Consider the following 14278-nt stretch of genomic DNA (forward strand, 5'->3'; position numbering starts at 1 on the left):
ACGGCAAGAATGTCGGATTTAAAGGCAAGATATCATATTTAATGGCAAAGAAGCCCCATTGATTTCGTTGACTTTCGTATCCCGCTTTTAAGGGCTACGCGACACCAGGGCGAGCCGCCGACCACCCTGCGCCTGCCACCCGGCGCGGTGGGGCAGATCGCGATGGCCGGCCTTCTCCTTGGCCTCCTCGTCCTCTTTTGGCTCAGGGCGGCCGACCTCCTTTATGCCCTGTTCTTCGGGCTTCAACCCTTCCCCGGCGCGGCCGAGGCGTTCCAGAACGCCTTCACCAAGCCAAGGGGATGGGCGCTGATCGCGACAGGCCTGCTGGTGGGCGGGCTGTTCGCAGCCCTCGCCTTCGCGATCAGCGTCTTCTCCTTCCCCATGCTGGTCTCGTCCCGCCGCGATGCACTGACCGCGATGGGCCGCAGCTTCGCGCTGACCGCGCAGAACCTTCGCCCGATGCTGGCCTGGGGCGCCATCGTGACCGCCGGCACCGCCCTGTCGATCCTGACCGGCCTTACCGCGCTGCTTCTGGTCTTTCCCCTTCTCGGCCACGGCACCTGGCACGCCTGGCGCGCCATCGACCGCGAGGCCCTATGACCATCGGCTTCCTGATCCCGCTGTCGATCGGCATGGGCCTTGCCGGGCTGGTCGCCTTCTTCTGGGCGCTACGCAACGGCCAGTTCAGCGACCCCGAAGGTGACGCCTGCCGCATCCTGATCCCGCAACCTCCAGCGAAAGGAGATACCCATGTCCGACTGGCTTCCCAGCCTGATCACGAAGACCCCGACCGAGGGCTATGATCTTGCGGTGAAACTGGCCCGGGTGGCGATCAAGCTGACCCAGCCCGATGCCGCAGTGCGCGACCGTCTGCGCCCGGAATATGCCGAGGATGTCGCGGCGCTGATCGCCGTCAGCCAGGTGGTCGCGACGCATTTCGCCACCGTCGCCGCCGCGAACGACTACTGGCTTAAAGGTTGAACGTGGATCAACCTTTGCCTTTTGCCAGATCCATGCCGATCAGTTCGCACGGCCTGAATTCGCCTTATACGAGAACTACCGGTATCGGGTCTGCCGCGGCGTCTCGATGACGCCATACTGCCCGTCCAACATCTGTTCTGCCCGCGGAAAGCCGATCCAGATGTTCGTCTTAAAACTTCAGTTTGTTACGCACCACATTCTGTAGCGCCCCTGCCCAGTTACTTCGCGGATCAAGGCCCGGGTTTCCATCCATGCAAGGTTGCGCTGGACGGCCGCGCGACTGGCACCGGTCAAGACCTCTGCCATTGGCGCAGAGACAAGCGGCCATTCGGCCAGTACCACGCGAAGGGCCGGGGGTGTCCTGCCTGAGAGAGCGGTCATTTCGGCGTCTGCCCGTGCCGACCACTCATCTATATCGTCGAGGTGACGCATCGCAGTCAGGCAGGCCGTTTCCATCCCGTCGAGCCATCGCGCCAGACGGTCAGCGGTTGGGCCACCGGCGCGAAGGCCCCCTGCACCACCCATTGCGACAGGCGCAAAGACGGCTCCTCTCCCGTCACCGGCCGCAATCCGCGCCGCCGTAACCGCCGACTCCATCCGGTCGCCGTGTTGCCCAAGGCCCGCCAAGCTCCAGAGGTGGAAGCCAAGGCTGGCGCGGGTGATCGGGTGCAGATCGGCAGCTTGCGCCATCAGGTCCAGCCAACCGCCCGCACGGTACGCGAAGGGTTCAGCTGCATCACCGAGGTTCCCGGCGTCGCGGCGGTCTAGGAAGGCTGAAAGGTCCACTTCCGGACCAGGCCCGCCCGTCAGGCGTCGGACTGCCCACCCGACACGCGCCAGCGCCCCTGTGTCGTCTTGGACGCCCGATAGGCGCAGGGAAATCCAGAGCGCCAGTCGATCCGGGCCGATGCGGTCCCCGACGAACCAACTCAGGTCGGCCGCTTCAATGAGAGCGAGCCTGTGCCGCCAGCCCTCCGGCCCACGCCGCAACCGATCATCCAGCGCGCCAAGCCGACCTGCGACGCGGGCGAGGCGTGCGGCATGACCCGCTTCAGCCCTCCGCCAGTCGTCGAGAACTGCAGTCTCGCGGGGGTCAGCCCGTCTCCCGGGTGGCAGATCGTCGTGATCCGCGTCGATCGGACCGGGAAGGAACCATAGATCGCTTTCGGATGCCTCCATGACCTCTGCGTCACCAGCGAGAGGATCATCGAAGTTGTCATGAAAAGCAGTTGCTTGAGACTTCATATGTGCAAATTATGAAGATTTTGCAGTTTACCCAAGGGTTTTCTTGGAGTGCTTCTGGACACCCTACATAGCACGCGCATGCAACCGTCTCCGAGATATCTCTGATCGTGCTCGGACTCAGGAAACCAAGGGCGTTCTGCTGAACAGCGCCGGAGAAAGTGCCCTTGCATGCTTTTACAAACGGTCGTTTACTCCTGACATCCGCAATTGCAAAAAGGCCCCCTGCCCCGTGCCACTCATCGGATACTCGCGTATTTCCACCGAAGATCAAACCGCCCTGCCCCAAGTTCAGGAGTTGCGCTCCGCAGGCTGCGTGGAAATTGTCGAAGAGCAAGCCTCGGGCGGCAGTCGCTCCCGGCCAGTTCTGGCGCGTGTGCTGGATCAACTGCGCATTGGCGATACACTTGTCGTGGTTCGGATCGACCGCCTTGCCCGCTCGCTTTCTCACCTCTTGGAAATCATCGAGCGGTTGGAGGCGAAAGGCGCGCATTTCCGGTCCTTGCAGGATCCGATCGACACGGCGTCGCCGCAGGGCAAGTTTACCCTGCAGGTCCTGGGCGCAGCCGCCGAGTTTGAACGGGCACTGATACGCGAGCGCACCAAGGCCGGGCTGCGATCTGCGAAGGCAGAAGGGCGGGTTGGCGGCAACCCAGGGCTAAAGGCGGGCGATCCCGTGGCAATCCGCAAGACAAGGGCCGCGCGAGTGGAAAGCCATTTCCATAAGCTGAACGCCAATGCCGACCAATGGATGCCGGAGGTGCGTCGTCTGAGACCGGGCCTGCCTTGGGAAGACGTGCTGCGCATCGTCAATTCAGGCCTGCCGCGCGAGGTGCAGCCTTGGTCCCTGCCCCGCCTGATCCGTGCTGCCAAAACTTTCGTCCGCGAAGGCCTGCTGCCGGAAACCATCCTTTCCCGCGCCACCTCATCCGACAAGGATGATCGCCTACCCGCCATCGTCGCGGGCATCAAAGGCGCAGATCCCGAGATGCCTCTTCAAGCTATCTGCGACCGGCTGGAGACCATGCGCGAACGGACACCTAGGGGCCGCAGCAAGTGGGAGCCGTCATCGGTCAAGATGATCTTGGAGCGGGCGAAGAAGTTGGGGCTGTTGTAGTAGGTAACGCTTTTCGGTGCCCATGAGGCCAAAAGGCATTCAACCGACGGGCTTAGACGAAGAATCGCTTGCGATGCTCAAGCGAACACGATTGCCGTGGTCAGGTCTGCTACAGCGTTACTGAGCCTGGCCAGAGATTTTCCAAGCATCACGCGTGGGTTCAAGGGCGTCGGGTCCTGTGGATAAGTCTCGCGACACTTTCTGTAATCTTTACAACCTCCTACAACCAATCTTTAACAGGTCACTTTAGCCCCTTCGCATCATATGGTGCCATGGTCGGCAGAAAGCACAAGATCACTACACAAGATTTGCCTTGAGTTTCTTCCCGACGGGCGTCATATCTGTAACGCGAAAACTAAGAAAACGACGTCCACTGCGTTCCTGCTGGCACCGATTGACTGCAGATCACGGGTAACGCTGAAGAGATGTCTCGAGACAGGCGAATGATGATGCACCAAGTGTTGCATGACAAGCTAAAGGCAGACGCAGAGCGGCTTTCTGAAGCCCTTGAGCATATGTCGAAGCTTTTTCTCGCACCGAAGGAAGAAAAGACACTCCGCGCCTTCACAAGCGCAGAGGTCGGAGAGTTGTTGCGGGTGAGCGACGGCTATCTGCGCAAGGCGCATTTCGACGGCAGAATTCCAGAAGTCGAACAGGGACCGGGTAACAAGCGCCTTTATTCCGCCGAGAACATTCTCCAGATCCGCAACATTCTGGCTCAGAATGCAAAAGATCCGTTTCAGTTCCTTCCCGGACGGCGACAAGGTGACAAGCTTCAGATCTGGTCAACCGTCAACTTCAAGGGCGGATCCAGCAAAACTACGACCACCGTGACTCTCGGGATGAGGCTCGCCCTGCGTGGATACCGTGTGTGTTTGGTCGATGCAGACCCTCAGGCCTCACTGACGACCTTCTTTGGATACCAGCCAGAGATCGACTTCCGTCACGGCGGAACGCTGTATGATGCAATTCGCTACAACGATGGCGAAACGTCCCGGGTGCCTATCGTGGACGTTTTGCGCAAGACCTACTTCCCGAACCTGGATCTAGTTCCCGGCGGGATCATGCTCTCGGAATTCGAAACCGAAACTCCAACCGCGCTGAGCCGTGGCGAACAACCCGTCTTCTTCAATCGCATCCGCGACTCGCTACGACAGGTTGAAGACGATTATGACATCGTTTTAATCGACTGCCCGCCTCAGCTTGGCTATCTGACGATGGCGGCGGTCTGTGCATCGACGTCGCTTCTCATGACCATCATCCCTGAGCGTGTCGATCTGGCCTCGGCCAGCCAGTTCCTGACGATGGCGTCGGGCGTGTTGGAAGTCCTGTACTCGAACGGTGGCATCGGCGCGTATGACAATTTCGCCTACCTCCTGACGCGCTTCGACACCGCTATCAGCACGCAGCAGGACTTGTCTGAATGGCTCAGGCAATTGCTAGGCGACAGTGTGATCAAGACGCCCTTCGTGAAGTCTTCGGCGGTTAGCGAGGCCGGCCTTTCGCAGAAGACAATCTTCGAAGTGGACCTCGCTACGACCAAGAACCGAAAGACTTATGAGCGAGCCCTAGAGTCGGTGATGAGCTTTTCAAATGACATTGAAAAGATGATCCAGTCAGCATGGGGTCGAGGGGGCACAAATGAAGCGTGATCTTCTTGCCAAGAGCCTAGCACAAATGGGCTCAAAGCCTTTGGTTGCTGCCGAGGCCGGGTCGAAGGTGGACGAAAGCTCGCCTCGTTCCCTGAAGAGCATGTCAGACGTCCTTTCTCAGGTCTCGGCACAAGCGGCCCAGGACGTGGATGTCAATGAGATCGGCGATTCTGAAATCGCGGATCGTTTTGACGTATCCGAAGGGCTTGATGATCTGATCGAGTCCATCAGGACATCAGGACAACAGCTCCCTGCACTGCTCCGCTATCGCCGTGGCCCTGGCCCTCGCTATGAGGTGGTTTACGGACGCCGCAGAATTGCCGCGTGCCGCGTGCTTGGGATCAAGGTCAAGGCTTATGTCAAGGAGATGGACCACCGTGAGGCGCTTGTCTCACAGGCCCTGGAAAACTCTGCGCGCCTAGAACGCAGCTTCATCGAACAAGCCATTTTCGCCACCAAACTAGAGGACCAGGGCTTCACCCGGGCCGAGATCGGCGATGTGCTAGCTGTCGACAAGGGAACGCTAAGCAAACTGATTGGCGTTGCCCGAGACGTGCCCGACGCAGTGATCTACAAAATTGGCGCCGCGCATGAAGCAGGCCGTCGCCCATGGCTGGAACTGCGTCGTCTGGTCAAAACCGAAAACGCCCCTTCAGACAGTTCTGTCCTTTTGCTTGTTCCTGAAGAAGGCACTGCGGCAGAGAAGCTCAGCGCTGTCATCGATGCGCTGCAGAAGGTTGCGGATGCACAGCAGAACGCAGCGGAGTCTGCCGCCAAGGGCCCCTCCCCTGCCCCGCTCAACAAGATGCCCGCAACTTCGGTGGCTTTCAGGTCCAAAGGCCAACGTCTTTTGATCGAGGTTTCCGACAAAAAGGAGCGCGGGTTCATCAACTTCGTGGAGACGCAGCTTGAGCGCCTCTACCAGGAGTGGAAAGAAAATCATGACGCCGAAACGGTTAAGTGATTGATCTTTATAGGGTTGGCCATGGTCAACCCTAATCAAACAGGCAAGAAACAATCAAAAAGGAGGCAGACGTAGCGCAAAAAGAAACCCCCCGAAGGCGGTGAAGCACTCCAGAGGGTCCCGATTTACTCGCAATCTATTGGTACCCAAAAAATCGAATCACTGCAACACCGATTTCGGTGACCGGTATCCTTTTGCTGTCTGAAAACAGATGGAACAAGAAGCAGTCACGACCATCGAGGTCGAGGCACAGTTGAGTTGTGCGCCTTCAATCTTCGATTCTTTCGCCGGTATTGGCACGATCGAACAGCAGCCAAACTTTGCACCTGTAACGCGGCGCGCGCTCATGGCGGCCGTCAACACCACAAGTCGCGCACTCGGCCTGCGACCGTCTTCAGTCGTTGTGCTTGACGCACTCTTGAGCTGCCTTCCCTGCAACGATCCGAAAACCGGGAATGACAGCCCAATCACGCCACTCACCCTGCTGACCGTGTTCGCTTGCAACGACACTTTATGTTTTCGCGCGAAAGGCATAACGGACAGGCAACTTCGGCGGCACCTTGAGAAGCTTGAAGCTGCGAAGCTGATCCAACGGCGTGACAGCTCCAACGGCAAACGATTCCCAATTATGCGCAACGGTAAAGTCATCGGCGCGTTTGGCATCGACCTGTCGCCCCTGCTCATACGGTCTGGCGAAATCCTTGCACTGTCTCAGAAACATCGTCAGGAAGCCGACGAACTTCGAGGCATGAAAGCCTACATCCAAAAACTGCGCGGTGAATGCCTCTCCCTTTGCCTGCAAGGCGAGGCCTTAGAGTTCGTCGAAGCTGCCCGCAACGTTATGCGTCGAACCGGAGTAACTGTACTTCAGGCAAGCAGCGTAATCAGCAGACTTAAATGCATCCTGCAGAGTAAGGTAGTCACTCCAAGCGTACCGCATTTGGAAGAGTTGGCCACGGCCAACGATCCGGAACACGAACAACGCCAAGAACAAGCACCGTCTTCTAACTCGAAGAAAACGACCGCCTCAGACGGACAAAATGTCCGGCACAAAGAGACTCAAAAATCATATACAAAAAAAACCTTACCGCGCTCGATGAAAGAGCTGTGGGCTTGCTTGACCGAAATCCCGGCCTTTTATCCAGACCACCCCACCACAGAACACGGCCTCCTACAGCTGCTATTTGAATTTGGAAGGATGCTGAGAATAGACAGCGCTCTGTTGGGTAGGGCGGTGACTTTGCTTGGCCTGGCAGAAGCCATTCAGGTGGCAGATCAAATGGCCTGCAAGATCGACCAGGTCAAAAGCCCTGATAGCTACCTATCGAGGATCCTAGCCGGTTGCACCAAGCCAAGAGTTGGCCATGGCCAACTTTGCGTTGGCACATAGATTACCAACCTAAAACGCGCCGCCCTGCGGGTCAGGCGCGCTGTCGTTGCCACCTATGTCCAGTAGGAAAGTGAGAGAATGGTTGGTTTGAGGGTGACGGGAAGTGAGATCGGGAGAGTGGCTCCCGGCGCCCGTCGTGGAGAAGACCTGATGGCCCAAGCTGCCCAGAAGATCACCCTGTCGTCCTCTAGGGACATCCCCTTTGACAAGCTGGTGCTGAGCCAGTCCAACGTCCGACGTATCAAGGCCGGTGTGTCGGTTGAAGAGTTGGCCGAGGACATCGCCCGCCGTGGCTTGTTGCAAGGCCTGAGCGTGCGGCCTGTGTTGGATGCCGATGGCATCGAGACCGGAAAGTTTGAGATCCCTGCTGGCGGTCGACGCTTTCAAGCGCTGTCGTTGCTGGTGAAGCAGAAGCGTTTGGCGAAGACCGCACCTGTGCCTTGTGTGTTGCGCGATGTGACATCAGATGTTCTGGCCGAGGACGACTCCTTGGCTGAGAACATGCAGCGGGTTGCCTTGCACCCGCTCGATCAGTTCCGCGCCTTTGTTGCTTTGCGCGACAAGGGTCAGGGCGAAGAGGCAATCGCGGCGGCCTTCTTCGTGACCCCACAGATCGTGAAGCAGCGGCTGAGACTTGCGTCCGTGGCCCCTGCCCTTCTGGACGTCTATGCCGAGGATGGCATGACGCTGGAACAGCTGATGGCCTTCACTGTGAACCCGGATCCCGGGCGTCAAGTTCAGGTCTGGGATGCGGTGAAGAACTCGTGGAACAAGGAGCCCTATTCGATCCGGCGCATGTTGACTGAGACCTCTGTGCGGGCCTCGGATCGGCGTGCGGTGTTTGTCGGTGTTGATGTCTATGAGGCGGCGGGTGGCGTTGTCCTGCGCGATCTCTTCCAAGGCGATGATGGTGGCTGGTTGGAGGACCCTGCCCTGCTCGACCGTTTGGTCACGGACAAGCTGCAAGCCGGGGCGCAGGCAATTGCTGCTGAAGGTTGGAAGTGGATCGAGGTGTCAACCGACCTGCCCTACGGCTACAGCCACGGTCTGCGGCGTCTTGTTGGCGATCCTTCGCCACTCAGCGCGGATGAAGCTGCAGACCACGCCAGGCTGCTTGCGGAGTATCGCGCACTGGAAGAGGAATATTCTGGTCAGGACGAATACCCCGAAGAGATCGACACCCGGCTTGGTGAGTTGGAAGCTACCATGGAAGCCTTCGAGCAGCGTCCGCTGATCTTTGATGCGGCAGAGGTTGTCCGCGCCGGGGTCTTCGTAACGCTGGATCGAGATGGCAACCTGGCTGTCTATCGCGGATATGTCCGGCCGGAGGATGAGCCTCGCGAAGAAACCGTGGCCAACTTCGGCGATGAGCTGAGTGCGGAAGGGCAGGGGGCCGATGGCAGTGTCTCCGCCTATCAGCTTCCAGTTGGCGCATCTGCGGCCACCGTCATCACTTTCGGCAGCCAGCCGTTCAGCGCCGGTCTTCCCGACGACGAGGATGATGGCGCATTGAAGCCTTTGCCGGAGCGTCTGGTCATGGAGCTGACTGCACATCGCACCCTTGCATTGCGCGAGGCGATTGGGCGTTCGCCCGACGTGGCCTTGACGCTGCTGCTCATGAAGCTCGTCAATGACACCTTCCGCAGTTCCGGGGCTTCGGGCAGTTGCTTGGAGGCTTCTGTGCGCACCGTCTACATGTCGGCTCAAGCGCCTGATCTGAAGGACAGTCCGGTGGCCAAGGCCGTGGACGATCGTCATTCTGCCTGGGAGGCCGATCTGCCGCTTGGCGACGATGCCGTGCTTTGGGACTATCTCTCAGCCCTCGATCAGGCCAGCCGATTGTCACTGCTGGCGCATTGCCTGAGCTTCGGGATCAACGCGCTGCATGAGAAGGTGAACCCTTACGGTGCCGGCATCTCGGCCAGCGGGTTGAACCGCCGTATGGCGCAGTCGGAGATTGTGGCTGAAGCCGTCGATCTCGACATGGTCGCGGCAGGCTGGGAGCCGACGGCAGACAACTATCTGAATCGGGTTCCCAAGGCGCGTATTCTTGAGGCCGTGCGTGAGGCGATGGGGGAGGGCACCGCACAGCTGCTCGACCACCTGAAGAAAGGTGAGATGGCGACGGAAGCCGAGCGCTTGCTCAAGGGCAGCCGTTGGTTGCCGGAGGTTCTTCGGCGCAGTGATCTTGCCGGTTTGGACGATGATGGCGCTGCAGAAGGGCAGGGGGCTTTGAGCGAAGAAGTCTTGGGCGATCAGGACAACGTCGAGGAAATCGACTTGCCCGCCTTCCTGATGGCAGATTTGCCGATGGAAAGCGCCGCGATGATGGCTGCGGAGTGATCTGAGCCCCCGAGGGCGGGGAAACCCGCCCTCAACCACCATAAAACACAACAATATCAATATGATGAGTGCGAATCCTCGCATTCAGGATGAGGAATCATGTCCGCAAACACAATAATCGACCAAGCGCCCTTGGGCGCGCTCATACGTTACACCGACGGCAGCCCCAAACCGCCTGCACGCTTCACCAAGAAGTTGGCAGCCTGGGAAAGATCCAACGGTGTTGGCCGTCTGGTGAAGAAGGAACCGCCGCGGCCTTATCCGACCTGGACGGCTCCGGCGTCCTTCACGCTGCATGAGGGCAACTTTTCCTCGAACGGGGTCATCCTCGTGACAATCATGCGCAGCCACTCGGCGGACAGCCATCTCAGCTTTGAACTGGTCGAGGAGCCCAAGGTGGGGCAGGTCCGCGTACTCTTGGATTTCGGGGGCAGCACCGAGCTGTTGCATTTGGCTGTATCGGTCCATGCGGCAGAGCTTTGGATTGCCAAGGAGGGCTATCGCAACGCGCGGTTCGAGATCGTCGGAGCTGAGGACGACGATGGGGCAGGGGAGGCGGGTATCGCCGCCTGAGCCTTCTCAGTGACCAAGGGGGCCCGCCGCACGCGGGCCTCTCATCCAGCACCAACCTGTCCCGCGCATCTGCGCGGGGCACCAAAGGCTTCATCCCCAGTAAGGCCTCGGTCAACCAAAAGCATGACTGCAAGGCAGGCTGGGTGAGCATCAGCGGGACAATTCGGCTCCTTGTGTCAAAGAACCATCCCCCGCTTGCCAGTCCCTTCCTTGGCCCAAATCCAGTCTTCGAGATCAAGCCACAAGGGCTCGGACTACGGGGCAAGCCCGTGCCGCCGGCCGGATTCGGGGCAAGCCCGAACGCACCCGGTGATGTCAGACCGTCTTTGGGCCTGCGGGTTCCTGTCAGCGCGGGGGATGGTCCCTCGCCTCCCGGCAGGAGCCAAAACAAATGTCCCGCAAAGATGCACACGCCTTCGCCGCCAGCCTCGCAGCCACGCTCATGGTCTCCATCGTGGTCTTTCAGGCAGGGGATGGAACCTATGGTGCCGTCCCCGCCGATGAAATCGATGGGGACGAGGTTTTGGTCGTGGCTGAGCACGACCCGTGGGCGTAATGCCCACGGTCTTTAAGAAGGCCCGGGCACGGCGCGAACGCGCCTCCGGGCCTTTCGCCTGTCTGCCATTCCGGCCGCACGGCAAAACGCGCGGACGATGGTCAGCACCCCTGCATAAAAACAAAAAGGAGTTTAGGCATGTCCATGACCTGTTTCCCCTACGGCTTCCCCACGGGCTATGCCCCCTCACCGAGGGGCAGCTCGCGGATATGGCCGCGTTGCACCAATGCTGAGCCCGGCAGCTACGGCCATGAATGTGGTGAACAGGCGGGCTTTATCGGTTCAAGGGCGGATGGGGGCCAGTCTTGTTTCTGTTCCGCCTGCAAGGCGCAAGGGTCTGAGGCGCGGCGGTATTCCGATTGGCAGGCATTGCCGACGATGGCTCAGGGGGATAGCGCCGCCGAGGCAACTGCTGTGCGCGCCTTCGTCGTGACTCTTCCTGGCGATGCTGGTTCAGATTGGACAGTCCGCACCTGGGCAAGCACAGCAGAACAGGCCGCCCGGCAGATTTGCGATTGGCAGGGTATTCCGACGCATTTTGTACGTGCTGTCCGGCCAGACGCATGATCCGGACGTCTGCCCCTGAAACCCAGGTCAGGTTCAGCCGATTGCCAAATCCTCAGGCGTTTTGCCTGCATCCAGGGCTGCCACAAACCAAAGCGGTTTACGCCCACGACCAGACCAGGTGAGGCTCGGGTTTTCTGGATGGCGGTATTTCGCGATGACGGGCGCACGGGTGGGTTTCACCTCGGTGCCGATCAGGTCGGCCAGGGAATAGCCCATCTCTTTGGCGATCGCGTCCAGCTTTGCGCGGGCTTCGGCTTTGTGGCGGTCCTCATAAGTGGAAATCGCCTTGGCGAGGTCCTTGTGCAATTGACGCAGTTCTTTCAGCGACAGTGCCTTGAGATTAAAATCAGCCATGCTTGCCTCGTATCCGGAATGATCCATCCCGGATAGCCGCCAAGTCATCGCATCGCAACTGCCTTCGGGCAAAGGCTGCGTGGAAGGGCAGGGGGGTTGGGTGATCTACCGCAGGGCTGCAGTGCGGTTCGAAGGCTTCAGTCCTGTTGCAATGGCAACGAAGGTCTTCGTTCTGCAAGGGGCCCAGGTCGCTCCCATCCCCGGCGCCATCCCTTCGACTGACAATCCCCTAAGCCTGTTCGGCCTCTTGCGCGCAACCCCGCGTCATTCCGGGCCGTGTTGGCTAGCGTTTCTCTGGAAACGCTGCACCTGCCCGCTCCACCCCAGACCTCTGGGGGTTTCCGTCTGGTCTGATGGCCCAGCCGTGCACGCCTCACCCGACAGGCTTCTTTCGGGTCTTGTCGAAGGGACGGTCCCAGGGACAGGAAACACAGGAGCTCAACATGCAAAACATCGTCATCCTCGCCGGCAACATCGGTCAGAAGCCCGAAGTGCGCGCCACTCAGAGCGGCACCAAGATTACCAACTTCACCCTGGCCACCTCGCGCCCCCGCTTGTCCGAAGGCCGAGTGCTGCGTGACGAGAACGGCTACCGGGTCATGGACACCGAATGGCACCGCATCACCTGCTTCAACGGTCTCGGCAAGACGGTCGCCGAGCACTGCGAAAAAGGCATGAAGGTCCTCGTCCACGGTCGCATCCACTACACGAAGTGGACCGACGCAACCGGCACCGATCGCTACGGCTGCGAGATCATCGCCGAGAAGGTCGACTTCCTGAGCCGCCCGAAGTCGGCCGAGAACGAAAACCCCGAATTGGTCGACCGCGACGACGAGATCCCGTTCTGAAAAGAACGGGGTCTCCCCCTCGGGCCCGGCGGGGAAACCCGCTGGGTCTGTTAAACTTCAGCCTTACGTCTTCATCGCCGCCAGCTTCTTGTCGATCCTACCGATGTGGTGGTCCCAGTCATCTGCCCAGCCCTCGGCTTTCGCTTGCTTGCAGAGCGCCCTCGCCAAGGTCCAGTTGCCGCGCTTCTCTTCGATGATGCGAAGCTGCCGGTAGCCCGCGTGGGCAGGGATGAAGCCCCAGTTCTTGTCCTCGCGGAAGAACCGGGCGACATTAGCCCCGAGGCCGATCTGGCGCTGGAAACTCGTCACTGCCTCGTCCAAGGCGAATGGATCGTGATCCCGCCACCGGTAATAGAACCCACCCCTGACCGCAAAGTAGAAGTGCAGGTCAAGAACCGGGACGTTCTCGTTCACCAGCGTGTCCGCCCGATCTAGCAGCTTGTACCCCAGATGGCGCAGGTGCTCCTTCTTCAGGTATTCCGCCAGCGTGCCGAGGCTGTTGGGGTTGGTCGACCGCGCAAGGCTTTCCGCAGTGCCTCCGCCGAGTGGCGCGAAGACCCCTTCGATGGTCGCGCGTTCCTCCTGCGTGAAGGCGTCAGTCCACCAGTCACCGCCCGGGTTCGGTTCGGCTTTTCGACGGAAAAATGGCAGCATCCTGTTTCCCTTTCCCACCACCGTGGGTAGCATCGCATCATGCAAATACCTGACGACATCACACCCATCCTGCGCGAGATCGACCAGTCGCTCAAGGAGAAGGCAATACCGCCACACTCGCGCCCCATCATGGCGGTGATCGAGTTCGGAAATAGGTTCCGCATCAGTCTTCCGATTGCGAAGCTCCCTCCCGGTGCACCTGAAGAACTGGCCGCCACCAGCGTATACACCGACCGCATCCACCGCTGGTACGAAGAGGTCTACGGCGACCTGATCAAGACCGATTTCTCTGAGAAGGCCAAGGTCGCGGTCCTCGCGGATGAGGACATCTGGGAGATGAGAATTCCGTTGATCTACGGGATGGCGGTTATTGGGGTGAAGCGCGAGTTGCCGAAGGAGACTGGCAAAAGGATCGGGACGAAGGTTCTGGACATCAACGCTTGCGCCTCCCTTACCGGCATCACGGAGGCCCGCCTTCAGCATTTCTCGGATGATGACCTGAACGAGGTCTATGGGCTTTTCGTGGTGGGCCTCGACGTTCGCAAGGCATTCGACCGTTTCCGCAAGGCTGACCCTATGTTCGCTGCCGCCGAGGATGACTGGGCTGCCGCCGTTGCGAACATGACCAGTCAGTCACCGAACTGGGGACACGCGAGATGGGCATCTCTTCAGATGACCGAGAAGTTCATGAAGGGCCTGATCACGCTGGTCGGGGACGTCCCGGTCAAACGGGTTCACGACCTGATGGAGTTGCACGACGCACTTGCCTTCTCTGCCCCCGGCATGAACCTCAAGCACCTCCTTGCGGACATCCAATGCGGCGCTGGTGTCCGCTATAACGACCCGAAGACGCCATCCACGCGCCAGCAGGCCTACGCCGCGCACAAGGCCAGCGTGCTCGTCGTACGTGTCTTGGGCGACGTCCAGTACAGCCAAAACCGATGACCCCCCGCAGGCCTCGGACACTGCCGCTTTGCTCTAATTCGCCATTGTGAACCCAAGAGTTAGAGGAGTGCCGGTTTTCCGGTGACGGGTTG

15 protein-coding genes are annotated in these 14278 nt (G+C 59.7%); 12 read left to right on the forward strand and 3 right to left on the reverse strand.

Annotated features, from left to right (window positions below; genetic code table 11):
* The first annotated feature begins 147 nt into the window (after window positions 1–147).
* The 3 genes from IE126_RS21650 to IE126_RS21660 are packed head-to-tail and all read left to right on the forward strand — an operon-like array spanning window position 148 to window position 981.
* A complete protein-coding gene (locus IE126_RS21650; protein WP_268245839.1) occupies window positions 148–600 on the forward strand; it encodes a DUF2189 domain-containing protein in 453 nt (150 codons plus the stop codon).
* Window positions 597–803, forward strand: coding sequence for a cbb3-type cytochrome oxidase assembly protein CcoS (gene ccoS / locus IE126_RS21655; protein WP_189382216.1), 207 nt, complete (start codon window positions 597–599; stop codon window positions 801–803). The genes IE126_RS21650 and ccoS overlap by 4 nt, the downstream gene beginning before the upstream one ends.
* A complete protein-coding gene (locus tag IE126_RS21660; protein WP_189382217.1) occupies window positions 751–981 on the forward strand; it encodes a hexameric tyrosine-coordinated heme protein in 231 nt (76 codons plus the stop codon). The genes ccoS and IE126_RS21660 overlap by 53 nt, the downstream gene beginning before the upstream one ends.
* 177 nt (window positions 982–1158) lie before the next feature.
* Here the strand turns inward: IE126_RS21660 and IE126_RS26115 are convergent, their stop codons facing one another.
* Window positions 1159–2226, reverse strand: coding sequence for a hypothetical protein (locus IE126_RS26115; protein WP_229825779.1), 1068 nt, complete (start codon window positions 2224–2226; stop codon window positions 1159–1161).
* Window positions 2227–2455: 229 nt separating this feature from the next.
* Here IE126_RS26115 and IE126_RS21670 point away from each other — a divergent pair, with 229 nt between their 5' ends.
* From IE126_RS21670 to IE126_RS21700, 7 genes are all read left to right on the forward strand, one after another.
* On the forward strand, window positions 2456–3340 hold the full coding sequence (locus IE126_RS21670) for a recombinase family protein (RefSeq protein ID WP_029372457.1): 885 nt from the start codon (window positions 2456–2458) through the stop codon (window positions 3338–3340).
* Window positions 3341–3783: 443 nt separating this feature from the next.
* Window positions 3784–4992, forward strand: a complete 1209-nt coding sequence (gene repA, locus IE126_RS21675) for a plasmid partitioning protein RepA (RefSeq protein ID WP_008030564.1) — start codon at window positions 3784–3786, stop codon at window positions 4990–4992.
* Window positions 4982–5956: a plasmid partitioning protein RepB gene (gene repB / locus IE126_RS21680; protein WP_029372472.1), complete on the forward strand. Its 975-nt coding sequence runs from the start codon at window positions 4982–4984 to the stop codon at window positions 5954–5956. Before repA ends, repB begins: the two co-directional genes overlap by 11 nt.
* Window positions 5957–6167: 211 nt before the next feature.
* A complete protein-coding gene (locus tag IE126_RS21685; RefSeq protein ID WP_050804210.1) occupies window positions 6168–7346 on the forward strand; it encodes a helix-turn-helix domain-containing protein in 1179 nt (392 codons plus the stop codon).
* Between the two features lie 150 nt (window positions 7347–7496).
* Window positions 7497–9689 carry a ParB/RepB/Spo0J family partition protein gene (locus IE126_RS21690; protein ID WP_010398657.1) on the forward strand — a complete coding sequence of 731 codons (2193 nt, stop codon included), beginning with the start codon at window positions 7497–7499 and terminating at the stop codon, window positions 9687–9689.
* Between the two features lie 99 nt (window positions 9690–9788).
* Complete coding sequence (locus tag IE126_RS21695; RefSeq protein WP_010398661.1) at window positions 9789–10262, forward strand: hypothetical protein; 474 nt, start codon at window positions 9789–9791, stop codon at window positions 10260–10262.
* 391 nt (window positions 10263–10653) lie between these two features.
* Entirely contained in the window at window positions 10654–10818 is a 165-nt protein-coding gene (locus IE126_RS21700; protein ID WP_010398665.1) for a hypothetical protein, read from the forward strand.
* 600 nt (window positions 10819–11418) lie between these two features.
* On the opposite strand, the gene IE126_RS21705 is transcribed toward IE126_RS21700, so the two are convergent.
* Window positions 11419–11739, reverse strand: a complete 321-nt coding sequence (locus IE126_RS21705) for an H-NS histone family protein (protein WP_010398667.1) — start codon at window positions 11737–11739, stop codon at window positions 11419–11421.
* A gap of 443 nt (window positions 11740–12182) precedes the next feature.
* Between IE126_RS21705 and IE126_RS21710 the strand changes: the two genes are divergently transcribed.
* Window positions 12183–12587, forward strand: a complete 405-nt coding sequence (locus IE126_RS21710; protein ID WP_010398669.1) for a single-stranded DNA-binding protein — start codon at window positions 12183–12185, stop codon at window positions 12585–12587.
* A gap of 63 nt (window positions 12588–12650) precedes the next feature.
* Here the strand turns inward: IE126_RS21710 and IE126_RS21715 are convergent, their stop codons facing one another.
* Window positions 12651–13241, reverse strand: coding sequence for a hypothetical protein (locus tag IE126_RS21715; RefSeq protein ID WP_010398670.1), 591 nt, complete (start codon window positions 13239–13241; stop codon window positions 12651–12653).
* 39 nt (window positions 13242–13280) lie between these two features.
* Between IE126_RS21715 and IE126_RS21720 the strand changes: the two genes are divergently transcribed.
* Window positions 13281–14186 (forward strand): hypothetical protein, encoded by a 906-nt coding sequence (locus IE126_RS21720; RefSeq protein ID WP_010398672.1) that lies wholly within the window; start codon window positions 13281–13283, stop codon window positions 14184–14186.
* The last annotated feature ends 92 nt before the right edge of the window (window positions 14187–14278 follow it).

Origin of the sequence: Gemmobacter nanjingensis, from assembly GCF_014652195.1 — a bacterium.
Lineage (GTDB): Bacteria > Pseudomonadota > Alphaproteobacteria > Rhodobacterales > Rhodobacteraceae > Gemmobacter > Gemmobacter caeni.

Bases quoted from the DNA above. Each gene is read 5' to 3' on its own strand.
- IE126_RS21720 (WP_010398672.1), top strand. From the start codon at position 13,281: ATGCAAATACCTGACGACATCACACCCATCCTGCGCGAGATCGACCAG.
- IE126_RS21660 (WP_189382217.1), top strand. From the start codon at position 751: ATGTCCGACTGGCTTCCCAGCCTGATCACGAAGACCCCGACCGAGGGC.
- IE126_RS21695 (WP_010398661.1), top strand. From the start codon at position 9,789: ATGTCCGCAAACACAATAATCGACCAAGCGCCCTTGGGCGCGCTCATA.
- repA (WP_008030564.1), top strand. From the start codon at position 3,784: ATGATGATGCACCAAGTGTTGCATGACAAGCTAAAGGCAGACGCAGAG.
- IE126_RS21705 (WP_010398667.1), bottom strand. From the start codon at position 11,739: ATGGCTGATTTTAATCTCAAGGCACTGTCGCTGAAAGAACTGCGTCAA.
- IE126_RS21690 (WP_010398657.1), top strand. From the start codon at position 7,497: ATGGCCCAAGCTGCCCAGAAGATCACCCTGTCGTCCTCTAGGGACATC.
- IE126_RS21715 (WP_010398670.1), bottom strand. From the start codon at position 13,241: ATGCTGCCATTTTTCCGTCGAAAAGCCGAACCGAACCCGGGCGGTGAC.
- IE126_RS21700 (WP_010398665.1), top strand. From the start codon at position 10,654: ATGTCCCGCAAAGATGCACACGCCTTCGCCGCCAGCCTCGCAGCCACG.
- repB (WP_029372472.1), top strand. From the start codon at position 4,982: ATGAAGCGTGATCTTCTTGCCAAGAGCCTAGCACAAATGGGCTCAAAG.
- IE126_RS26115 (WP_229825779.1), bottom strand. From the start codon at position 2,226: ATGAAGTCTCAAGCAACTGCTTTTCATGACAACTTCGATGATCCTCTC.
- IE126_RS21685 (WP_050804210.1), top strand. From the start codon at position 6,168: ATGGAACAAGAAGCAGTCACGACCATCGAGGTCGAGGCACAGTTGAGT.
- ccoS (WP_189382216.1), top strand. From the start codon at position 597: ATGACCATCGGCTTCCTGATCCCGCTGTCGATCGGCATGGGCCTTGCC.
- IE126_RS21710 (WP_010398669.1), top strand. From the start codon at position 12,183: ATGCAAAACATCGTCATCCTCGCCGGCAACATCGGTCAGAAGCCCGAA.